At 69.6% G+C, this 21,170-nt stretch carries 19 protein-coding genes and 1 tRNA gene; 11 read left to right on the plus strand and 9 right to left on the minus strand.

Annotated elements, in window-relative coordinates:
• Window positions 1-3: 3 nt before the first annotated feature.
• Window positions 4-2,706: a GNAT family N-acetyltransferase gene (locus OG801_RS25535; protein ID WP_406031867.1), complete on the plus strand. Its 2,703-nt coding sequence runs from the start codon at window positions 4-6 to the stop codon at window positions 2,704-2,706.
• Window positions 2,707-2,725: 19 nt separating this feature from the next.
• Here OG801_RS25535 and OG801_RS25540 read toward each other — a convergent pair whose 3' ends face one another.
• Genes OG801_RS25540 through OG801_RS25550 form a run of 3 tightly spaced genes read right to left on the minus strand, consistent with a single transcriptional unit; the run spans window position 2,726 to window position 7,251 of the window.
• Window positions 2,726-3,235: a DUF4913 domain-containing protein gene (locus OG801_RS25540; RefSeq protein WP_406031868.1), complete on the minus strand. Its 510-nt coding sequence runs from the start codon at window positions 3,233-3,235 to the stop codon at window positions 2,726-2,728.
• A complete protein-coding gene (locus OG801_RS25545) occupies window positions 3,207-6,878 on the minus strand; it encodes a trypsin-like serine protease (protein ID WP_406031869.1) in 3,672 nt (1,223 codons plus the stop codon). Before OG801_RS25545 ends, OG801_RS25540 begins: the two co-directional genes overlap by 29 nt.
• Window positions 6,879-6,885: 7 nt before the next feature.
• A complete protein-coding gene (locus OG801_RS25550; protein WP_406031870.1) occupies window positions 6,886-7,251 on the minus strand; it encodes a trypco2 family protein in 366 nt (121 codons plus the stop codon).
• Window positions 7,252-7,386: 135 nt separating this feature from the next.
• Here OG801_RS25550 and OG801_RS25555 point away from each other — a divergent pair, with 135 nt between their 5' ends.
• From OG801_RS25555 to OG801_RS25575, 5 genes are all read left to right on the plus strand, one after another.
• Window positions 7,387-7,971, plus strand: coding sequence for a DUF5998 family protein (locus OG801_RS25555; RefSeq protein WP_141804060.1), 585 nt, complete (start codon window positions 7,387-7,389; stop codon window positions 7,969-7,971).
• Between the two features lie 7 nt (window positions 7,972-7,978).
• Window positions 7,979-9,103 (plus strand): alkaline phosphatase family protein, encoded by a 1,125-nt coding sequence (locus tag OG801_RS25560; protein WP_406031871.1) that lies wholly within the window; start codon window positions 7,979-7,981, stop codon window positions 9,101-9,103.
• A gap of 155 nt (window positions 9,104-9,258) precedes the next feature.
• Complete coding sequence (locus tag OG801_RS25565) at window positions 9,259-9,882, plus strand: pyridoxamine 5'-phosphate oxidase family protein (RefSeq protein ID WP_406031872.1); 624 nt, start codon at window positions 9,259-9,261, stop codon at window positions 9,880-9,882.
• Between the two features lie 49 nt (window positions 9,883-9,931).
• Complete coding sequence (locus OG801_RS25570) at window positions 9,932-10,549, plus strand: CGNR zinc finger domain-containing protein (protein WP_406031873.1); 618 nt, start codon at window positions 9,932-9,934, stop codon at window positions 10,547-10,549.
• 10 nt (window positions 10,550-10,559) lie between these two features.
• On the plus strand, window positions 10,560-11,204 hold the full coding sequence (locus tag OG801_RS25575; RefSeq protein WP_355018379.1) for a thymidine kinase: 645 nt from the start codon (window positions 10,560-10,562) through the stop codon (window positions 11,202-11,204).
• Between the two features lie 136 nt (window positions 11,205-11,340).
• Here OG801_RS25575 and OG801_RS25580 read toward each other — a convergent pair whose 3' ends face one another.
• Both OG801_RS25580 and sepH read right to left on the minus strand, forming a co-directional pair.
• Complete coding sequence (locus OG801_RS25580; protein WP_406031874.1) at window positions 11,341-13,023, minus strand: alkaline phosphatase D family protein; 1,683 nt, start codon at window positions 13,021-13,023, stop codon at window positions 11,341-11,343.
• Window positions 13,024-13,181: 158 nt separating this feature from the next.
• Window positions 13,182-14,171: a septation protein SepH gene (gene sepH / locus OG801_RS25585; protein WP_406031875.1), complete on the minus strand. Its 990-nt coding sequence runs from the start codon at window positions 14,169-14,171 to the stop codon at window positions 13,182-13,184.
• 235 nt (window positions 14,172-14,406) lie between these two features.
• Between sepH and OG801_RS25590 the strand changes: the two genes are divergently transcribed.
• Window positions 14,407-15,036 carry a trimeric intracellular cation channel family protein gene (locus OG801_RS25590; RefSeq protein WP_355018382.1) on the plus strand — a complete coding sequence of 210 codons (630 nt, stop codon included), beginning with the start codon at window positions 14,407-14,409 and terminating at the stop codon, window positions 15,034-15,036.
• A gap of 3 nt (window positions 15,037-15,039) precedes the next feature.
• Here the strand turns inward: OG801_RS25590 and OG801_RS25595 are convergent, their stop codons facing one another.
• A complete protein-coding gene (locus OG801_RS25595) occupies window positions 15,040-15,582 on the minus strand; it encodes a hypothetical protein (RefSeq protein WP_406031876.1) in 543 nt (180 codons plus the stop codon).
• Window positions 15,579-17,327 carry a histidinol-phosphatase gene (locus OG801_RS25600; RefSeq protein ID WP_406031877.1) on the minus strand — a complete coding sequence of 583 codons (1,749 nt, stop codon included), beginning with the start codon at window positions 17,325-17,327 and terminating at the stop codon, window positions 15,579-15,581. The genes OG801_RS25595 and OG801_RS25600 overlap by 4 nt, the downstream gene beginning before the upstream one ends.
• Before the next feature lie 226 nt (window positions 17,328-17,553).
• On the opposite strand from OG801_RS25600, the gene OG801_RS25605 reads away from it, so the two are divergent.
• On the plus strand, window positions 17,554-18,204 hold the full coding sequence (locus tag OG801_RS25605; protein ID WP_406036305.1) for a DUF3159 domain-containing protein: 651 nt from the start codon (window positions 17,554-17,556) through the stop codon (window positions 18,202-18,204).
• On the opposite strand, the gene OG801_RS25610 is transcribed toward OG801_RS25605, so the two are convergent.
• On the minus strand, window positions 18,186-19,055 hold the full coding sequence (locus OG801_RS25610) for a LysR family transcriptional regulator (protein WP_406031878.1): 870 nt from the start codon (window positions 19,053-19,055) through the stop codon (window positions 18,186-18,188). The two genes, OG801_RS25605 and OG801_RS25610, sit on opposite strands and share 19 nt — an antisense overlap.
• A 99-nt stretch (window positions 19,056-19,154) precedes the next feature.
• Between OG801_RS25610 and OG801_RS25615 the strand changes: the two genes are divergently transcribed.
• On the plus strand, window positions 19,155-19,508 hold the full coding sequence (locus tag OG801_RS25615; protein WP_406031879.1) for a nuclear transport factor 2 family protein: 354 nt from the start codon (window positions 19,155-19,157) through the stop codon (window positions 19,506-19,508).
• 5 nt (window positions 19,509-19,513) lie between these two features.
• On the opposite strand, the gene OG801_RS25620 is transcribed toward OG801_RS25615, so the two are convergent.
• Complete coding sequence (locus OG801_RS25620) at window positions 19,514-20,323, minus strand: alpha/beta fold hydrolase (RefSeq protein ID WP_406031880.1); 810 nt, start codon at window positions 20,321-20,323, stop codon at window positions 19,514-19,516.
• 110 nt (window positions 20,324-20,433) lie between these two features.
• Between OG801_RS25620 and OG801_RS25625 the strand changes: the two genes are divergently transcribed.
• Window positions 20,434-20,508: transfer RNA gene (locus OG801_RS25625), tRNA-Val, on the plus strand.
• Between the two features lie 299 nt (window positions 20,509-20,807).
• Entirely contained in the window at window positions 20,808-21,131 is a 324-nt protein-coding gene (locus OG801_RS25630; RefSeq protein WP_355018388.1) for a 2Fe-2S iron-sulfur cluster-binding protein, read from the plus strand.
• Window positions 21,132-21,170 lie beyond the last annotated feature (39 nt).

Raw genomic sequence — 21,170 nt, forward strand, 5'->3', positions numbered from 1 at the left:
CTCGTGACCGCGCAGCAGACCCCGCCGTACCCCTCCCACTGGGAGGCGGACGTGCTGCTGCGCGACGGGCGGACGGCCCACATCCGGCCGATCCGGTCGGCGGACAAGGACCTGCTGGTCGACTTCTACGACCACCGGGTCAGCGACGAGTCGAAGTACTACCGATTCTTCTCGCCGATGCCGCACCTGTCCGCCCGCGACGTCGCGCGCTTCACCGAGGTCGACCACAAGGACCGGGTGGCGTTCATCCTGACCCTGCGGGGCCGGATGATCGCCGTCGGGCGCTACGACGTGGTCAAGCCCGGCGAGGCCGAGGTCGCCTTCCTCGTCGAGGACGACTACCAGGGCCGGGGGATCGCACAGATCCTGCTCGAGCACCTCGCCCAGGCCGGGCGTGAGCGTGGGGTCACCAAGTTCACCGCCGACGTGCTCCCCGACAACGCGCGGATGATCCAGACCTTCCGCGACGCCGGCTACAAGGTGGCCAGCGTCTACGAGGACGGGGTCATCTCGCTGCAGTTCGGGATCGACGTCACCGACACCGCGGTCGGCCGCCTCGCCCTGCGCGAGCACGAGGCCGAGTCCGCCTCCATCCACCGCTTCTTCAACCCGCGCTCGGTCGCGGTCATCGGGGCCAGCCGGCGACAGGAGACCGTCGGCCAGGCGCTCGTGCGCAACCTGGTGATCGGCGACTTCACCGGCCGGGTCTACATGGTCAACCCCAGCTCCACCGCCGTCAGCGGCATGCCGGCGTACAAGAGCGTCCAGGACATCCCCGACGACGTCGACGTGGCCATCGTCGCGGTGCCCGCCGACGCCGTCCAGGACGTCGTCCTCGACTGTGCCGCCAAGGGCGTGCACGGGCTCGTGGTCATCTCCAGCGGCTTCGCCGAGACCGGCGAGGAGGGCCGCCAGCGGCAGCGGCGGCTGGTGAACCTGTCCCGCTCCTACGGGCTGCGGCTGATCGGGCCCAACGCGCTCGGCGTCATCAACACCGACCCGCAGGTCAAGATCAACGCCAGCCTCGCCCCGACGATGCCGCCGCGCGGCCGCGCGGGCTTCTTCTGCCAGTCGGGTGCGCTCGGCTCCGCGATCCTGGAGAAGGTCAACAACCGAGGCCTGGGCCTGTCGACCTTCGTCAGCGCCGGAAACCGCGCCGACGTCTCCGGCAACGACCTCCTGCAGTACTGGGAGGAGGACGTCTCGACCGAGGTCGTGATGATGTACCTCGAGTCGATCGGTAACCCGCGCAAGTTCTCCCGCATCGCCCGCCGCGTCTCGCTGCGCAAGCCGATCGTCGCGGTCCGCTCGGGCCGCACCACCCAGGGTGTGCCGATGGGTCACGCGGTCCGCAAGATCAGCGCCCCGCCGGCGGCCGTCGACGCGATGTTCCGCCAGGCCGGGATCATCCAGGTCGACACCCTCGACGAGATGTTCGACGTCGCCCAGCTCCTCGCCCACCAGCCGCTCCCGCGCGGGCGGCGGGTCGCCATCGTCGGCAACTCCGACGCCCTCGGTCTGCTGGCCGCCGACGCCGCCGTCTCGGCGGGACTGCAGGTCAACAAGCAGGTCCCGCTCCCCACCGAGCCGAGCGCCGAGGACTTCGAGGACGCGCTCGACGCGGCCATCGACGACCCCGAGGTCGACGCGGTGATCTCGGTCTACATCCCGCCGCTCAACGTCTCCGGCGAGGAGATCGCCAACGTGCTCGCCGCGGTGGGGGAGCAGTCCGACAAGCCGCTGGTCACCAGCTTCCTGGGTGCCGAGGGTGTCCCCGAGCTGCTCCGCGTCCCCGACGTCGCCGGCTCGACCGCCGGCCGCGGCTCGGTGCCGTCCTACTCCTCGGTGGAGTCGGCCGTACGCGCCCTGGCCAAGGTCGTGGAGTACGCCGTGTGGCTGCGCTCCGCCGACGGCGAGACCCCGTGGCTCAGCACCGACGAGTGCGACCCGCGCACGGCGCGCAAGATCGTCACCGACGTGCTCGCCGCGCGCCCGGCCGGAGGCGACCTGAGCCGCGAGGACCTGGGCATGGTCCTGGCCGCCTACGGCATCAAGCTGTGGAACACCCACAGCGTCAGCACCCTCGAGGAGGCGATCGCCGCAGGCGACGACCTCGGCTGGGGTGTCGTCCTCAAGGCGACCGTCGAGAGCGTCCGGGAGCGGCCCGACCAGGCCCACGTCGTACGCAACATCGACGACGTCGACGAGATGACCGAGGCCTGGGAGCTGATCACCAGCCGGATCCCGCCCGAGACCGGCGGGTTCACGGTGCAGCGCACCGCACCGCCGGGTGTCCCGGTCGCGATCCGCTCGATGGAGGACCCGCTGTTCGGCCCCGTGGTCTCCTTCGGCATCGCCGGCCCGATCACCGAGTTGGTGGCCGACAAGGCCTACCGGATCCCGCCGCTGTCCGAGCGCGATGCCGCCTCGATGGTGCGCGAGATCAAGGCCGCGCCGATGCTCTTCGGCTACCGCGGCGGCGACATGGTCGACGTCGACGAGATCGAGCGGCTCGTCCTCAGGGTCGCTCAGCTGCAGAACGACCTGCCCCAGATCTCCTCCCTCGACCTCTCGCTGGTCCTGGTCGGGCTCGAGGGATCGGCCGTCCTCACCGCCGGCGCCCGGGTCGACCTGGTCGCCGATCCGCGCTCGGACTGGTTCGTACGCCGCCTCAATCCCGCGGTCGGCGACACCCTGCCGGGCTGACCTGACGCCGAGCGCTGCCTCAGTTGTCGGGCAGTCCCAGCGGTGATCCGGCGTACCATTCGGCTCGGGCATCGGTGAACAGACCGGGTGGGGCATCCACGTGGGGCAGCGGAGGCAGAGTCTCGCCGTGTACCCAGTTCGTGCATCGGGCAAAGGGACCGGCGACAGGATCCATCAGTACGCGCATGTTCGGGTCGACATGGTGCAGCCACCAGTTCGAGATGCCGGTCGCAGGGTCGAGCCGCAGGTTCTCCCACGCCCGCCAGATCGCGTCCAGCCGCGAGAGGGCCTCGGCATGGCGGTACCACTCCGGGCACCACACGAGCCCCGACTCGGGGGACCGCGCGAACAGATAGACGAACCTGTCTTTGACGAATTCCTCGACATTTCCGTAGAACAGGTCCGGCGACTTCTCCTTCTGTATCTCTTCCTCGATGATCTCGTCGAGCAACTTGTCCAGACGGTCTTCGGATGGACCTTCGGGCATGTCATCAACTCCTCTAGGTGCTGTTTGTCGTGGCTGGATCATGAGCGCCGAACCGCGCCAGGACGTCGGCGTGAGAACGCGCCGTGCGGCTCAGGCTGCTGACGTAGGTCGCGGGACTCTCCTGTGCGAGCCTTCGATGAATCTCGAACGCCTTCGTCGAGTAGGTCAGGGCACGCTGCGGCGGGCGGCAGGTGTAGCGGGTGCTCACGAGCAGCATCCGAGCCAGCTTTCGCAGGATGACGACGCAGTCGTACGAGCTCTGACTGCTTCGGGCCATCATTCGGAGGTACAGCCGTTCGGCTCGTCGGGCGGCGCCGCGTGCCAGATCCGGCATTCCAGCCAGGGCGAGGGACTCGGCGAGTCTCACATATGCGTCGCACAACGACCCTTCAGTGCCTTGGGCATCGTCGAGGCCCGAGCGCAGTTGGACTTCGTGGCCTGACACAGCCGCCGCGGCACGGTATCGCCTTGTCATCAGCAATGCTCGGCCGAGCGAGGCGCTCGCGTCAGCAAGCACGGCTGTCTCCCTCACGTCGATGGCTGCCACGCGTCGGCGGATCAGGCGGGCCTCCAGAAAGAGTGGAATGGCTCTCTCCGTGGTGGACAGGTAGTTGGCGTAGCTGGCCGCCAGAGCCTCGAGGCAGCTTGCGAGCGGGATCTGCCAGTCGCTGTCCTGATCGGCGGCATACCGATAGCTCCGGAGTGCCTGACGCCGCATGATGCGTGCGGCGACCTCGCGATTGAGGTCGCCGTAGGCGTACGCGGCGTCGTGAAGAGCGGCGGCGTAGCCACCGCGGAATGCCCGTGGGTTGCGGTCTGCGAGCTCCTTGTAGACATAGGCCGCTTCAGTGCTGACGAGGAGAGACTCCTGGGTCTTCTGCACCGCGCTCAGCCGGATGCCGAGGGTGCGGAGGGCTTCCGCCAGCTCAGGAAGCATCCGTTCGGATCTCTGGACCAGGGCGCGGTGGAGCGCGACTTCCTCCTCGGCCACGCTCAGGGCCTCGTCGTGTTGCCCGAGAGCAGCGTGTGCGTCACCGAGGTCTCGAAGCTTCTCCGCGAGCGAGGATGCATACCGTGTGGGGTGGGCCTCCCTGAGGTGGCGGCAGGAGTCGACGGCGCTCTGCGCGCAGGCGAAAGCCTTCTCGCGCCACGCAAGGGCAGCCGCGGCGTCACCGGCTCGTTCCTCGATGTACCCGAGGGTGTGCATGACCCAGTAGACAGAGGGGTCGCTGGCATGGGCCTTCTGGTACCAGTCGCGCTCCTCCGCGACTGCCCCGCGACGTGCCGCGATGCCGCCCAGGTTGGTCATCGTCCGCGGCACGGTGGGATCGGCTTCGAATGCCTTGAGATGCCAATCGTCCGCCTTCTGCTGGTTGCCCTCGATGCGGGCGCGGACACCTAGGTTGTTCATCGGCCAGACGGCTGAACCATCGGCGAGATGAGCCCGCTCGTACCACTCGCGCTCCTCATCGGAGCGACCGTCCTTGTAGGCGAGGAACCCGAGCGCGTTCATCGCGGGAGAGTACTTCTCGTCGCGGGCGTGGGCCTCGAGGTAGAACTGCTCGGCGGCGTCGCGGTCGCCGTCTTCGAGCTTCACGTTGCCGAGCGTCAGAAGTGCGGCGGCGTCCCGGCCCTGCGCGCTGCGCGCAATCTCCTCGGCGTGGGGGAAGTCGTCCTTGCGGTACGCCATGCGGGCGAGCTGGCCGAGCATCGTCGGCTGCACCTCATCAGCATGTTTGGCGAGTGTTCGCCAAACATGTTCGGACAGCTCCGCAGGCGGATCGTTGGGGCCACCTCGAAGCAGGAAGTGTGAGACGACGTAGCCCTCGATCGCACCCTCGTCGGCCGCTGGGTCTGCCGGCGCGAGCGCCTGCATCGCGGCGCTGCCGCTGCCCCTGACGGGCGCGCACGCCCACGCGACCGCTTCGTCGAACCAGTCGGGGCGGGACGCGAGCGTCGCACGCTCGGAACGTGTCATATAGGTGAGTGCGACGGCCCGCAGCACCGTGCCTGGAACGGGCATGAGCTCGGGGTGCAGGTAGCGCTGAATGTCCGCGCAGGCGCGCAACACGGTCTGGCCGGGGTCTCTGTTGTCCCCGTACAGTCGCTCACGGATCGCAGGAGCAGCGGCGAGGCTCTCCGCGAGGGACTGACCGTCCTCGGCGACCGCAGATGCCAGCCGCGGATCACGAGCGGCTAGGGATGCAGCCCGTTCGTACTCCTCCTCGGAGAACTCCAGACTGATGTCGATGGGCTCGAGAGGAACCCGGTCGGGAGGCGCCCACTTGAGCAGCAGGCGTGCGTCGTGGCCGCCGAAGTCACGGCCGCCGTAGTCCCGGCCGTCAGGAGAAGAAGAGGACGAGATGAGGTCCGCGTAGGTGTTGGGCCAGATCGTGCCGAGGATGACAACAGGGTTGTCCCGGTCGTCGAGCAGGTCCTTGAACACTCGATACGGCACCTTGTCCGATCCGAGGAAGCCGGCGATCTCGTCCAGCCAGATCACCGTCCGACCCACGTCGGTCCCTCGAGCCCACTCCGTGAGCTCGGCTGAGGCGTTGTCGCCGACGGGGGCGAACAACCGCCATGTGGGGAGGACCTCTCGGACCGCCTCGTAGAGGCACCGGGACTTGCCCGAGCCCGGCTCGCCGCGGAGGAGCACGATGCCGCCATCTGATTCCGCGGCGCTCCGGATGGCCTGGCGGACCCGCTGGTCGTGATCGCGCGCGACGTACAGCGGGAAGCTGGTCGACAGGTCCACGTCTGCGGTGTCCGGCAGGTCGGCGGGGAGCCTGGTGGACTCCTTGATGCCGAGCTCCTCGCGGGGCAGGCCGTCCCGAACGAGACGCAGAGACCCCGGTGCAAGGAGGCTGTGTCGGTCGCCATGGCTAGACGTGCGGGGCGGAGTCGGCGGGCCTACGTGCGCGAGATTCTCCTCCGAGGTGATGCCGAGGCGTCCGGCGATCTGTCTCGCACGCTGCTTCGTGGCTCGGGCGAGCCGGGAGACGGGAATGACCTTCACCGCGTTGGTTCCCATGTGCGGATGGTGCTCGACGACGTGGCCGAGCACGTGTCCGTCGTAGAAGACCAGGGCACCCGACAGTCCGCCCCACGGCGACTTGCCGGCCGGGGCCAGCGGATCGTTGACGATCCCGATCGCGGAGTCACGCAGGATCAGGTGTTCGTACGCCTCGTTCGCTCGGTCCCCGAGCCTGATCGTGCCCGACAGCGTCGCGATGGAGTGCTTCCGATCCGGATCGGTCGGGTCGATCGCGAAGCTGGGGTAGCCGTGAGCCTCGCAGTCACGCAGCGAGCCACCTCCACTGCGATCGCACCGCGCGAAGGTCGGCAGCTCCCATTCGGCGTCGCGCCAGGGCGGATCGATGAGCGTGATGAGCGCGATATCGAGACCCCAGCCTGCATGGTCACGCTGCCGGCTCGCGGTGATTTCCGCGACGGAGCTGTGCTCCCAGGTGCCGTCCCGGCGCTTCCGGCGGACCGTGACGCGAGGATTGGGCGTTGGCGTCGCGTCGGCGGTGTCCGGATCGTCGACCGTGCAGTGCCACGCCGTCAGGACCTCGTGCGGAGAGACGAGATATCCGGTGCCCCACTTCTCCCGTGTCTCGGAGACATGGACGACGACGGCGACGACGCGATCGTTCGCCGGACCGGACGGGTGGCTCGTCATCTGACGACTATTCGGCTTCCTCTGCCGTGTCGATCATGGGGACGACGTGCTCGGGTGCGTGGCCGTCGCGGGACGGGGACGTCTCGCCGGCGATGATGATCCCGCCCATGTTCTCCTGCGCGGACGCGGCACCGCTGGGCAGCGGCTTCAGCGACAGCCTGATCGTCTGCGTACGCTCCGTGCCGATCGACCCGCCGGCCTCGAGGATCCTCCAGCCGACCTTGCCGTTGGCGTCCTTGGTCATGGCGACGCTGAGCTCCAGGTCGACCGTCCCCAGCTCGAACCGCAGCTCACCCTCCCGGCCGCTCGCCTGGGCGTCGGAGAGTTCCTGTCTCAACGTCTCGATCGCCTGGCTGAGCCCGATCCCGTCCATGGCTTCCCTCCGCCGGTGTCTGGTGCGTTGCAAGGATTTACACCATCAGAACGGGAAAGTCGACGGCAATGCTCCAGGCGTGCTCCCGTGCCGCCAGTGGCCCGTGCTACACGCGAGCGTGACAGACTGGCACCCATGAGCACCCGCACCGATGATCTCGACCGCGCCGACGACCTGCGCGCCGAGATCGACCGCACCGGCTACTACCCCGAGGTGGTGGCCGACTGCGTGGCCTCCGCCGTGGCGGGGGAGAAGGTGTCCTCCTTCTTCCTGCACCACGAGCCGACGTTCGACCGTGACGAGGTGCGCCGCCACCTCTCCGTGCTGGTGCTGACCCCGACGCGGTTGATCCTGGCCCACACCGACGAGCACGCCGGCGACGACCTGCTGCCCGAGCCCTACACCTCGACGTCGACCGAGGCCGTACGCATCGACTCGGTCAACTCCGTGGTCGTGACCCGGATGATCACCAACCCGACCAAGGGATCGAGCAAGCCGGCCGAGGTGGTCATGACCATCGGCTGGGGCGGCGTCAACCGCGTCGACCTGGAGCCCGCGGGCTGCTCCGACCCCAACTGCGACGCCGACCACGGCTACACCGGGGTGCTCACCCCCGACGACTTCTCGCTGCGCGTCTCGGCTGCCGCCGACGGTCACGACTCGGTCGACCGCCTGCTCTCCTTCGCAGAATCGCTCTCGGCTCGCACCCACAACCGGTGAGGAGCTGATGACCGGGTTCGTCGCCCCTGCGTACGGGGAGCGCTCACTGGGTGATGTCCTGCCGGCGGTCGCCGCCGCGATGGGCATCCCGTTGGGCACCTCCGAGGCGCGACCCGGTCTCGAGCTGCCCCCGGCCGCTGCGTACGTCGTCTTCCTGGTCGACGGGATGGGCACCAACCTGCTGCGCCGTTATGCGCACGCCGCGCCGTTCCTGGCCTCGCTGAGCGAGGACCAGGAGACCGGCACGGCCGGGGTGCCATCGACGACGGCGACCAGCCTCACCTCGTTCGGCACCGGGCTGACGCCCGGCGGACACGGGCTGGTCGGCTACACCTCCCGCATCCCCGGCACCGAGCACCTGCTCAACGCGCTGCAGTGGCGCAAGGACGTCGACCCGGTCGAGTGGCAGCCCAACCAGACCGTCTTCCAGCGGCTGGGCGAGGCCGGCGTGCCGGTCACGGTGATCAACAAGCGCGTCTTCGGCGGCTCGGGGCTGACCATCGCCGCCCACCGGGGGGCGGAGTTCGTCGGCGCCGACCGGGTGGGAGAGCGGATCGCCTCGGCGGTCGCGCTCTCGCGGGTGCCAGGGTCCCTGACCTACCTCTACGACGGCGACCTCGACTGGACCGGCCACAAGTACGGCGTCGCCTCCTCGCCCTGGCTGCAGCAGCTCTCGATGATCGACGCCGAGGCCGAGCAGCTGCGGGACGCCCTGGACCCGTCCGTACGCCTCCTGGTGCTCGCCGACCACGGCATGGTCGACTCGCCCGCCACCTCCCGCACCGACATCGATGACGCGTCCGAGCTCCGCCACGGGGTCGCTCTGGTCGGTGGCGAGGCCCGTTTCCGGCATCTCTACTGCTCGCGCGGCGCGGTCGAAGACGTGGTCGCGACCTGGTCGGAGACGCTGGGGGACAAGGCCGACGTGATGACCCGGGAGACCGCGATCCGGCGTGGCTGGTTCGGGCCGGTCACCCCCTCGGTGCTGCCGCGGCTCGGTGACGTCATCGTCGCCTCCCACGGCGAGCACGCGGTCGTCTCGACCAGCCTGTTCCAGTACGAGACGACCCTGGTCGGGTTGCACGGCTCGCTGACCCCGGACGAGATGCTCATCCCGCTGCTGGTCTCCTGACGCGCTCGTCCCGGGCGCTGCTCTGCTCCAACCTCGTCGGGCGGGAATGACTGGCCGTTTTAATGGTTACAACTTACGTATCCATTAGAAGGACACTCGTCGTGTCCGGCGGAAGGGTTTGTCATGGGTGAGCACAGAGTCGACGAGGGCCGGCGATGACCGGGCACTACGGGCAGGTCGCGTTCACGCCGCTGGTGACCGAGCACCAGGCGATCCACGGAAGTGCCGCCGCGTACGCGCGGATGGCGGAGGCGGGTGACGCTCCGGACCGGATCGGCAGGGGCGAGGCTGCGTTCATCACCTCGCGGGACAGCTTCTTCCTGGCGACCGTCAGCGAGACCGGATGGCCCTACGTCCAGCACCGCGGCGGACCGCCCGGGTTCCTGAAGGTCGTCGACGAGACGACGCTGGGGTTCGCCGACTTCCGGGGCAACCGGCAGTACATCACCCGCGGCAACCTCGATCACGACGAGCGGGTCTCGCTGTTCCTGATCGACTACCAGCTGCAGGCCCGGATGAAGATCTTCGGTCGTGCGCGGGTCGTCGAGCTCGAGGACGACCCCGAGCTGGTCGGCTCGCTCGCTTCGGCCGGGAGCTCGGCACGCGTGGAGCGCGGGATCCTGATCGACGTCGAGGCGTTCGACTGGAACTGCAAGCAGCACATCCCGCAGCTGGTGCCCCTGGAGGCCGCCCGGCACACCGTCGCCGAGCTGACCCAGCGGATCAGCGAGCTCGAGACCGAGCTGGCCGCCTCGCGTGGCGTAACGGCTGAACCTTAGACTGACCATTAGAACCGACCGACAGAGATCGATGACGGAGGAGGCGGCCGTGGAGCTGCAGGTGCCGGTGCTGTACCCGACCCAGCCCCGGGCCGTACGTCTCATGAACACGATCTGGGCCGACCGGACGGGCGTGCACGACTCGCTGGAGAGCTTGGCGCACCTGGAGGCCTGGGCCGAGGAGGCGGGCCTCGGCCGCCACCCAGATCTGAACGAGCACGACCTCGGCCGGGCCCGAGCGCTGCGCGACGCCCTGCGCCGGCTGGCCGCCGACCTGACCGCCGACGGCCGGCCGGCCGCCGTCTCCGAGGCGCTCAGCACGGAGGGGGCGCTCGCGGTGCTCAACGAGTTCGTGTCCCACTGCGCGCCGACGCTCCGCCACGGTGCGCAGGGTGGCTACGAGCGCGAGTGGCTCGCCAACGGCACCGGTCCGCAGCGGGAGCTGAGCCTGATGGCGCTGGAGGGATCCGAGGTGCTGGCCCAGCGCGCGCCCCACGAGCTGAAGGCGTGCGGTGGCCCCGGCTGCGTCCTTTACTTCGTCCGCGACCACCCACGGCGCGAGTGGTGCTCCGCGGGCTGCGGCAACCGGGCACGGGTCGCGCGCCACTATCGGCGGAACACGTCCAGCTCTGAGGGTCCTGCCACGAGCCGCAGCGCAGCCCACTAGGCTTCCGCAAGTGGCTGAGCTGACCTTCTGGACCGGGACGATGGACGCGGGGAAGTCGACTCTCGCGCTGCAGACCAACCACAACCACGCGACTCGCGGCAGGGTGGGGCTGATCTTCACCGCCCACGACCGCTCCGGCGAGGCGGTGGTCACCTCGCGGCTGGGTCTGACCCACGACGCGATCGAGGTCACCGACGACTTCGACTTCTGGCGCCACGCCGTGGACTCGCTGACCCACGGCGCCCGGATCGACTACCTCATCTGTGACGAGGCCCAGTTCTACACGCCAGTGCAGATCGAGGCGCTGGCCAAGATCACCGACGAGCTGCAGATCGACGTCTTCTGCTTCGGCATCCTCACCGACTTCCGCACCCGGCTCTTCCCCGGTGCCGCTCGTCTGGTCGAGCTCGCCGACCGTACCGAGGTGCTGCAGGTCGAGGCGCTGTGCTGGTGCGGCAAGCGGGCCACCCACAACGCCCGGGTCGAGGACGGCGTCATGGTCACCGAGGGCGACCAGGTCGTCGTCGGCGACACCGACGAGGCCCCCAGCGCGGTCTCCTACGAGGTCCTCTGCCGCCAGCACCACCGCCGCCGCCTGACCGCGGCCCGGGCCCAGTCGGTCTCCCTGGTGCCCGAGCCGCTGCCGTTCGGCTGACCCCGCCACGCTGGTCGAGCCGCGAGGCCGCCTGCGGCCGAGCGTGTCGAGACCAACACGGTCCCGTCGGCGCTCGATCGGACCGTGTTGGTCTCGACACGCCTCCGCCTAGCGGCTCCGGCGGCTCGACCAGCGGTCAGCGGTTGAGCGTCGGCATGGGCACGTCGGCGTACCTCGTTCCGACGGGGGTGCTCTGGGTGTCGAGCTGGACGCCGGGGCGGCCGTTCTCGACGACGTAGGTCGCGCGGGTGGAGATCGGCGCGCCCGGGCGCTGGACGTACGGCACGACCCGGAAGTCGCTGGAGAGCTCCTCGGGCGTGACCGTGACGCGTACGTAGCCGCGCTGGCTGTTGAAGAACTTCAGGTGGTCGTTGGCTCGCAGCAGGGTCTCGCCGCCGGTGGTCATGTCGGCGCCGTCGCCGCCGCTGGCGATGGAGGTGCCGACGAACTCGCTGCCGACGACGGCCGACTCGGGGTCGTCGTAGTCGGCCAGCAGGTTGCTGGCGTAGTTGTGGTGGCGGTCGCCGGTGATGACGACGAGGTTCTCGATGCCGCTGGTGCGAGCGCCCTCGAGGAGCCGGTTACGGTTGGCGATGTAGCCGTCCCACGGGTCCATGTAGAGGGTCTTCTTCTCGGTCTCGTCTAGGTCGGTCTCCGCCATCGGCGCCTGGTTGGCGAGCACCTGCCAGCGGGCGCTCGAGCGGCGCCAGCTGCGCTGGAGCCACTTCTCCTGCTCGAAACCCATCATCGAACGCGACGGATCGTAGATGTCCGGCGTCAGCTCCGGGCTCGCGGGGTCGCTGCCGTCGGCGTACGCCTGGTCGTCGCGGTACTGGCGGGTGTCGAGCACGTTGAAGTCGACCAGGTCGCCGTAGCGCAGGCTCCGGTAGATCTGCATGTCCGGACCCTCCGGCAGCGAGCTGGCGCGGAACGGCAGATGCTCGTAGTAGGCCTGGAAGGCAGCCGTACGTCGTGGCATCCACAGCTCGCCCTGCGACTGGCTCCGCTCCTCGGGAGTCTCGTCGGCCCAGTTGTTCTCGACCTCGTGGTCGTCGGGTGCCACGACGAACGCGTGGGACTGGTGGGCCGCCATCAGGTCCGGGTCGGACTTGTAGAGGCCGTACTGCAGGCGGTAGCGCGCCAGGTCGAGCGTCTCGCCGCCGACGGCGGGGGAGACCGGGGTGTTGCGCCAGTTGTTCTCGGGAGTCACGCCGGACTCGTACAGGTAGTCGCCCAGGTGGAAGACGACGTCGACGTCCTCGTCGGCCAGGTGCCGGTAGGCGGTGTAGAAGCCGTGGCTGTAGAGCGCGCAGGAGGCGAAGGCGAAGCTCATCTGGCGCGGCGAGGAGCCGTACGCCGGGGCGGTCCGGGTGTGCCCGGTCTGGCTGACCTCGCCGGCGGCCAGGAAGCGGTACCAGTAGTCGCGGCCGGGACGCAGACCCCAGACCTCGGGGTGGACCGAGTGGCCGAAGTTCGGGGTGGCGGTGACGGTGCCGGACTTCACGACCTTGCGGAAGAGGGGGTCCTCAGCAACCTGCCAGCGGACCTTGACCGGCTGCTGCGGCATGCCGCCCAGACCATCGGCGGCGAGCGGTTCGGGGGCGAGGCGGGTCCAGAGGACGACGGAGTTGGGGAGCGGGTCGCCGGAGGCGACGCCCATGGTGAACGGGTAGCCGGAGAGCGACGTGGCGCCCTTGACGGATACCGCGTCGGCGGGGATCGAGCCGGTGCCGAGCAGCATGGCTGCGGATGCGGCGAAGCCGGTCGTGGCGGTGCTGGAGAGGAGGGAGCGTCGGCTCAGCGAGTCGGGCAGGAGCATCGGGGGGCCTCCGAGAAGGGTGGAAGTGCTTGCCTCCACTCACTTCATCGGGGGCGCGTGAACTGCGCCCGACCCGCTGCCGACTCTGTCGGGTCGGGTCGCCGACGCAACACGGACCGGCCGATGGCCGGTCCGTGAACGGGTTCACACCAGTGGGTTCACTCCGACTTGCCGCCGCCGAACATGATCTCGTCCCAGCTCGGGACCGAGGCGCGCTTGCGGCGCGCGGACGACTTCTTGGCCGGTTTCTGCTGGGCCTCGTCGGACTGCTCGGGATCGGCCGGAGCCTCGGCGGCCGCGGGCTCGACGACCGTCGGCTCGAGCTCGGGCTCGGCCGGGACCGGCTCCTGCTTGCCGGTTGGCGTCTCGTCGCCGAGGAATGCCTCGAGCGGGGTGTCGACATCGACCTGAGCCGTCTTGGCCGGCTTGGCCTCCTTGACCGGCTGGGGAGCAGGGGGAGGAGTGACCGGAGCCGGTGCCGGGGCGGGCGCGGCCGGCGCTGCCGGAGCCTGCGCTGCAGGGGCCGACGGGGTCGAGCTCTGTGCGCGGCGACGCCGCGCGGCGAGCATGTCGTCGGTGATCGGCTCCGGCTCGGGCGCCGCGGCCTCGAGCTTCTCGCCGGTCAGCCAGCGGGCGTCGTCGTTGTCGAGCTCGACGAAGTTGCCGGGGGCGTCGTAGGTCAGCTCGGCGATGCCGGAGCGCTCGGGGGTCTCGTACTCACCGGTGAGCTTCCAACGCCCGTCGGGTCGCCGGTAGGAGTCCCAGTTGACCGACTCGGGGTCGACGTACATCGTCTGGAAGTGGGCGCCGACCGCCTCGCCCAAGGTGCGGGCGGTGCTGGCGGCCTCACCGGGCCGACGGCGCACGGAAGCCTGCTGGGCGCGCTGTGCCATGTGCTCGCGCTCGGCGAGGACGGGACCGGCGAAGGCCAAGATCTTCTCGACCGTGGTGCCGGCGACAGCGGCGACCTCCTCGGCACTCTCGCCCGAACGAATACGGGTCTGAATGTCACGGGGCCGCAGGCTGCTGCTCGGGGTCTTGTTCACGGTTTGCTCCGATCGGCGGGTCGACACAGCCTCGAGTGCTGCACGGAGACGGTCGTCGATGTCGGCGGTGTATTCACGGTCCTCGTCATCGACGAGAAGCATGCGTAAACCATCGTCACTGACCGAGATGAGCCGCAGAAGGACGGGACCAGCCTCATCCGGTGCCTGCTCTTCGAGCTGGCCCGGAGTCAGGGGCAATCCTTCGGCTGACATCCTCTTCTCAATTCTAGATACGGTTGTGACGACCCTACGCCACAGACCTGCATCGTATTGGGTGGTCGTGCGGCGTGGCCGTGGCATTTGGGGTTTTTGGGACGAACGAGGCGACCATTCGGTGGTGGAACAGACGCTGACCCTCCTCGTGCTCGACCTGGTCGGGTGCTTCGTCTTCGCGCTCTCCGGCGGCCTGATGGCGGTCCGCAAGGAGCTCGACATCTTCGGCGTGGTCGTCCTCGCCTGCGTCACCGGGCTCGGCGGAGGCATCCTGCGTGACATGTCCATAGGTGCGACCCCGGTCGCCGCGCTCTCCGACTGGCGCTACCTCGTGGTGCCGATGGCGGCCGGTCTGCTCACCTTCTACTTCCATCCCGCGCTGGGCCGGCTCGGGCCGATGATCAACGTCTTCGACGCCCTGGGCCTGGGGCTGTTCGTCATCGCGGGGGCGGTCAAGGCACTCGACTTCGGGCTCTCCCCGCTGGCGGCCGCGATCATGGGGCTGGCCACCGGCGTGGGCGGTGGTGTGCTCCGGGACGTGCTCGCCGGTCAGGTGCCGATCATCCTGCGCCGCAGCGTCTTCTACGCCATCCCCGCCTTCGCCGGCGCCGCGATCGTGGCCTTCGGCCTGTTCCTCGCGCTGCCCCAGCCGCTGGTGATGACCGCCGCCTTCATCGCCTGCGCCGGCTGGCGGCTGCTGGCGATGTGGCGCCACTGGGAGGCTCCGTTGCCGCGAGGCTCCGCGTCGGTCTGAACCTCAGTGATCCGAGCAGCAGGGGATCTGGTGACGCATCTCGAACGGCACCAGACCGGTGGCGGAGCGCTGGACCAGGAGTACGCAGCGCCCCTCGCGCCACACCGGCCGCGCGAACCCGGTGAGATCAAGGGTGTCGCCGGGTTCCAGCGATATCCCGGCCAGGCCCTCGACGGCGTCGACGACGCTGTCCGTCTCGACGGCGGCCACCGTCGTCACGGTCTCGATTGCGGTACGTCCCGGGTAGCGGGCCAGCCGCCCGGCAGTGCGCGCGGCGGCTTCGTCGATCGCGGGGGAGTCGAGGGTGACGTACGCCTCGGGGAGCTGGTCCGTGAGGAGCGCGGTCAGCTCGTCGACCGCCGGGCCATCGGGCCAGTCGAGGACCGCGACGAAGCGGCCGGTCGGCTCGCGGACGACATGGGTGCTGATGACGTACGCATCCTCGGGCTGCCCCGCGCCGAGCACCTCGTCCAGGCGATGGACGAGGTGCTCGGCGGCGGCGAGGTCCCGGGCGTCGGCATCGACGGCCAGGGGTCGGGTGGTCATCGAGTCGGGACGACCCAGACCGGGTTGGTGTAGAACCACAGGTCGACCCACGGGTCGGCGTCGCCGACGACGTCGATGGCGGGACCGGCCGGGTCGATGCTGGCGCCGAGGTAGCCGGGCTGGGACCGGTTGGCGTCGGTGCCGCGGACACGCACGTAGAACGCCTCCTCGACACGACCGAGGTCGTAGCGCAGCTGGAAGGTGCCGGTGCGGCCCGAGGTGTCGGTCTGCTCGATCACCTTCGTGTCGGGCGCCTTCCAGGTGTCGCGGTCGGAGACGTACGTCGGGTCGACCGCGCCCCGGATCACGTCGACCCGGTTGAGGCTGGGGAGGAACTGCGACCAGTTCGGGACGTCCTGGGCGGCGATGGTGACGACCAGCGAGATCCGGCTGCCCCTCTTCGCCTTCAGGGTGCCGCCGAGGCTCTCCGAGCCACCGTCGGAGGAGACGACGCGTACGTCGACCGACTTCACCAGCGCGCCATGGTCGACCCAGACGCGGCCGTTGCGCAGGCCCTTCATGACCGCGCCGTAGCTGCGCTCGGAGGCGCCGACGTGGGTGCGGCTGTAGTAGCCCGGCCAGAAGTCACCGGCGGTGGTGTTGAGGGAGCCGGCGTAGACCGGGTCGCCGTATCGGCCGTTGGCGTTGAAGTAGGCCGAGTCCGACCCGTCGGGGCGGCGCGAGGTGGTGCCCCAGTTGACGTGGGAGTCGGAGTTGGCGCTGATCGACCACGGCTTGCCCTCGGCGAGCAGCGAGTCCCACAGGCCGCCGACGGTCGAGGTGAACCAGTCGAAGCCGCCCCAGGAGCGGTAGGACTCGGCGGGGTAGCCGGGGAAGGAGTTCGGGCCGGCGGAGTTGCCGTAGTAGCCGCGGGCGCTGCCGGGGCCGTAGCCGGCGGGCAGGCCCGCCGCCTGGTGGCCGGGCGCGCCCTCCCAGCCGATCGCGATCCGCGGGTCGGCGTCGCGCCAGGCACGCACCTCGTGGGGGCTGTCGATGCCGTTGCGGGCGGGGTGGTTGGCCAGGAAGAGCGCGTCCGCGACGCGGCGCTTGTCGACCTGCTTGCCGAGCCACTGGATGCCGGCGACGGCGAGCGCCTCGTTCTCCGGGGAGTTGCCGCTGGCGCCCTTGACGGAGCCGTCGTAGTCGTTCTCGAACTGCTTGAGCACCGCGACCTCGTTGCGCCCCGGCGCGACGAAGACGGTCCCGTGCTCGGCAGCCGGGATGTTCCATTCCAGACCCTGGAAGATCAGGGTGTCCTTGAGCACCTTGCGCGCGGCCACGATGTCGGGGTTGACCAGGTCGACGCCCAGCTTGGCGTGGGTCGCACCGCCGTGGTCGGTGATGACCAGCCAGTCCAGGCCGTACGCGGCGCCGTGCTGTGCCTGGTCGATGACCCGGTACATCGCGTCCGAGCTGTGCTGGGTGTGGATGTGGTGGTCGCCGGCGAGCCAGTGCCGGATCGTGGCCCGGTTGCCGCCCTTCGCGGTGGCGGTCGTGGCGGTCTCGGCCATCGCCGGGGTCACGCCGGTCATGCCGGCCATCCCGGCGGTCACGGCGCCGGCGATGCCGGCGGCGCGGAGCAGGTTGCGCCGGGTGACCTCGGCGGGACGCAGGTCGCTGTCGGACGCGTCCGAGGAGGCGGCGAGGGTGATCTCGTCGACCTCGTGGGAGTGAGTGTGGCCGTGCGCGTGGGCGTGGTGGCGCCCGTCCGGCCCGTGCGAGTGGGGGTGGTGCTCGTGTGACACGTTGAATCCTCCGCTTGGATAGGGCGTCTTCCGCGTGCCCGAGCAGCGGCGCTCAGAGCAAAGCCGCGCCGGATGGCCGGTGTACGTCCGCCGGTTGCCCTCCCGGTGAAATTTTGCCGAGGCGTCACCCCCGTCGGCCGAGGCGTCAGTCCCGTCGCCCGAGAAGTCACTCAGGGGGACCGAGACGTCACGCGCCCTTGCAAGTAAGGCTAGCCTTACTCGCGTGATGACCACCGACCGCCGCAACGAAGACGCCGAGACCCTCGCAGACCTCCTCGGAGGCGCGCGCGGCGCGATCGACGCCACCGTCCCGCCGGTCGCGTTCGCGGCCGGCTGGCTGGTCAGCGGAGAGCTGTGGATCGCGACCGTGGTGGCGGTCGCGGTGGCCGCGATCGTGGCCATCTGGCAGTGGCGCAAGGGTCGGAAGCCACGCGCGGTGTTGCTGGGCGTGGCGGGCGTCGCGGTCGCGGCGATGATCGCGCTGCGTACGGGCCGGGCGGAGGACTTCTTCGTGGTCCAGCTCGCCGCCAACGCGGCCAGCGCCCTGGTGTGGGTGGTCAGCATCGCGTTCCGCTGGCCGCTGCTCGGCGTGGTTGTCGGTCTGGTGCTGCGCCAGCGCGGCGCCTGGCGTCGCGACCCCGCCCTGCTGCGGGGCTATGCGCTGGCGAGCTGGGTCTGGGTGTGTCAGTACGTCATCCGGGTCGCCGTCTTCGGCCCGCTGTGGTGGTCGGGCGACGTGGTCGCCTTGGCGATCGCCCGGGTCGCGCTCAGCTGGCCCCTGGTCGCGCTGTGCCTGCTGGTGAGCTGGGTCGTCCTGCGGCGCTCGCTGCCCGAGGATCATCCCGGGCTGCGCCATCCTCAGGTGAGCGCTGCCTGAAGCAGGTCGTAGAGCCGCCGGGTCGCGCGCTGCTGGTCACCGTCGCGGACCACGAGCGCGAGCCCGGCCCTCACTTCCGCGTCGACGATCGGCGTCGCGACCAGATCGGTCCCGGCCGCCATCGACTCGGCCAGCACGCAGACTCCCAGTCCGCGGGCGGTCAGCCCGAGCAGCGTCTCCGGGTTGGACCCGGACAGGTCGACCTTCGACTCCACACCCGCCCGCGCGCACGACTGCTCCAGAGCCGTGCGTACGCCCGTGCCCGGCGGGATGCAGAGCACCGTCTCCTCGTGGAGGTCGGCGAGCCTCGGCCGGGCGCCGGCGAGGCGGTGGCCGGGCGGCGTGATCACCGCGAGCCGCTCGTCGCTGACGGACTCGGTGGCCAGGCCGTCGATGACGGGTCCCGCGTGGGAGATCAGGCCGAGGTCGAGCTCGCCGGCCAGCGTACGCCGCTGGAGGCGGTCGGAGGTGTCCTCGACGAGCTCGACGCTGACCCCGGGATGCTCCCGGTGGAAGGTGGCGACGGCGTCCAGGAAGCCAGGGATCGTGCAGCCGGAGATCATCCCGAGGCGTACCTGGCCGTGGATCAGGTCGCTCAGCTCGTCGGCGCTCTGCCGCACACCCTCGATCGCCCGGATCGCCTCGCGGGCGCGGGGGAGGAGCGTCTCGCCGGCGTGGGTGAGACGTACGTTGCGGGGACCCCGGACGAGCAGGTCATGGCCGAGCTCGCGCTCGAGCTTGGCCAGCTGGGCGCTGATGCCCGACTGGCTGACGTGGAGGCGCTGGGCCGCGGCCGTGAACGAGCCGTGGTCGACGACGGCGACGAAGTAGCGGAGCTGTCCGATTTCCATCACCGTTGATGCTAGCAAGCAGCAGAACTATCTGTTTGAGTGTTTGCTGGCTTCGGGACAGGCTGGGAGGTGAAAGCCCCATCGACCTGAGGAGATCCGATGACCGCATCCGCTGCCGAGCTCGCCGAGGCGTACTTCACCGACTGGCAAGAGCGTGACTTCACCCGTCTGCGTGCGCTGCTCGCCGACGACGTGAGCTTCGCCGGCCCCCTCGCCACGATCGAGGGCGCCGACGAATGCGTCGCCGGACTGGAGGGCATGGCCCAGGTGCTCGACAAGATCGAGGTGAAGGAGCGGCTCGCCGACGGGCCGAGCGTGATCACCTGGTTCGACCTGCACACCACCGTCGCCGAGCCCGCCCCCACCGCCAACTGGATGCGCGTCGAGGATGGGCTGATCACGGAGATCCGGGTCGCCTTCGACCCGCGCGGGATCCTCGCCGCTCGCGGCTAGACGGGCTAGGCGACCTGCTCGTCGCGCGGCTGCGTCCGGGCAGTCTCGCGGATGACCTCGGCCACCAGGTCGGGGTCATCGTTCATCGGTACGTGGCCGCAACCCGCAAGCCACCGGTGGGTCGCGTGCGGAAGCTGCCGCGCGGCCACCTTCGCCTGGTAGGGGAGCAGGGTGAGGTCGCGCGACGCCCAGGCGATCGTGGTGGGGACATCGGTCTGTGTCGGCCCCGGGTAGCTGTAGCGGTAGACACCGCCGAAGAACGTCTTGATCCCCGCGCGCGAGGCGACCATGTTGGCTGTATCGGCGGCCGCCACGGAAGGGTCGAGCCGCTCCGGGTGGGCGAAGAAGCAGCCCATCGTGACCGTACGCGCCACCCTCGACTGCAGCAGCGACCCCGCCACCGGCGCCAGCGGCCGCGCGACCGCCTGGATCCCGGCGAACAGGCCCCTGACGTAGAGGTAGTCGAGGCCGTTCATCCAGAACCCGGCGGGGGAGAGCGCCGTCACCGACCGCGCGTGCCCGGCATCGGCCATCTCCAGCGCGAGCAGCCCGCCGAGGCTGTTGCCGGCGACGTGCGGCCGCTCGATCCCGAGCTCCCTTCGGAGCTCGTTCAGCTCGTGGGCCACCGCCTCCCGCACCGTACGCCCCGCCAGATCGAACGCCGGCGACTCACCGTGCCCCGGCAGATCGATCGTGATCACCTCGAACTCCTCGGCCAGCCGCTCCACCACCCCGCCCCACGCCTGCCTGCGGTGCGCGATGCCATGGATCAGGAGCAGCGGCTCCCCGCTGCCGGTCCGTTCGTACGCGAGCATCTTCGCTCCTTCGGTTGCATCCACGTGTCCTGCCGATGGCCGGGAGCCTACGTCCGGCATGGCCCGAATGTGGGTCCGGTGAGCGGATGCGCTAATGTTTCACCCGCAACGCGTGATTGGCGCAGTGGTAGCGCACCTCGTTCACACCGAGGGGGTCACTGGTTCGAACCCAGTATCACGCACCACCTCGAAAAGGCCGTCTGACCTGCTGAGAAGCAGATCAGACGGCCTTTCTGATTCGATCACGCGCCCGGAGCATCGGGAGTTGCCGCGCGGTCGATCTCGGCTTCGACCGCGCTCGTCGATGCCGCTGGCGCGTCCTCGCGCGCCCTCTCCAGCGCTTCCCTGGGCCCCGTGGGCGGCCGAGCGCTTTCACGTGCTCTCGCCGACCCGCGGCATGACGGCGATCGAGTTGGGTCTAGTGGCACTCGCTTGACGATGGTATATTGGTAAGGCCATTAGTCATTCGAATTGAGGAGTTGAAGTGCCCAAGGTTGTCTACGTCGACGAATCCGGTGTCGAGCGCGCTGTGGATGCTGCGCTCGGGGACAACGTCATGGCCTCGGCTGTCCGTAACGGGGTCCCCGGGATCGTCGGGGAGTGCGGCGGCAACAACTCGTGCGCGACCTGTCATGTCTGGGTGCGCGAGGAGTTCCTTGATGCGGTCGGCGCTCCCGGCGACCTCGAGGACGACCTCCTCGACCTCGGTGTCGAGGACCGACGGCCTGGAAGCCGCCTGGGTTGCCAGATCGAGATGACGGCCGAGCTGGATGGGCTCGTGGTCGATGTTCCTCCCTCGCAGTACTAGGCCTTGCCTAATGGATTAATGGTCTGATAATTATCTTGA

Source organism: Nocardioides sp. NBC_00163, from assembly GCF_045206295.1.
In the GTDB taxonomy this organism is placed as follows: Bacteria; Actinomycetota; Actinomycetes; order Propionibacteriales; family Nocardioidaceae; genus Nocardioides.

Coding starts and splice junctions, on each gene's coding strand:
- OG801_RS25565 (WP_406031872.1), top strand. CDS start 9,259: ATGACCGGGCACTACGGGCAGGTCGCGTTCACGCCGCTGGTGACCGAG.
- OG801_RS25605 (WP_406036305.1), top strand. CDS start 17,554: ATGACCACCGACCGCCGCAACGAAGACGCCGAGACCCTCGCAGACCTC.
- OG801_RS25610 (WP_406031878.1), bottom strand. CDS start 19,055: ATGGAAATCGGACAGCTCCGCTACTTCGTCGCCGTCGTCGACCACGGC.
- OG801_RS25555 (WP_141804060.1), top strand. CDS start 7,387: ATGAGCACCCGCACCGATGATCTCGACCGCGCCGACGACCTGCGCGCC.
- OG801_RS25595 (WP_406031876.1), bottom strand. CDS start 15,582: ATGACCACCCGACCCCTGGCCGTCGATGCCGACGCCCGGGACCTCGCC.
- OG801_RS25615 (WP_406031879.1), top strand. CDS start 19,155: ATGACCGCATCCGCTGCCGAGCTCGCCGAGGCGTACTTCACCGACTGG.
- OG801_RS25550 (WP_406031870.1), bottom strand. CDS start 7,251: ATGGACGGGATCGGGCTCAGCCAGGCGATCGAGACGTTGAGACAGGAA.
- sepH (WP_406031875.1), bottom strand. CDS start 14,171: ATGCTTCTCGTCGATGACGAGGACCGTGAATACACCGCCGACATCGAC.
- OG801_RS25540 (WP_406031868.1), bottom strand. CDS start 3,235: ATGATCCAGCCACGACAAACAGCACCTAGAGGAGTTGATGACATGCCC.
- OG801_RS25545 (WP_406031869.1), bottom strand. CDS start 6,878: ATGACGAGCCACCCGTCCGGTCCGGCGAACGATCGCGTCGTCGCCGTC.
- OG801_RS25580 (WP_406031874.1), bottom strand. CDS start 13,023: ATGCTCCTGCCCGACTCGCTGAGCCGACGCTCCCTCCTCTCCAGCACC.
- OG801_RS25620 (WP_406031880.1), bottom strand. CDS start 20,323: ATGCTCGCGTACGAACGGACCGGCAGCGGGGAGCCGCTGCTCCTGATC.
- OG801_RS25560 (WP_406031871.1), top strand. CDS start 7,979: ATGACCGGGTTCGTCGCCCCTGCGTACGGGGAGCGCTCACTGGGTGAT.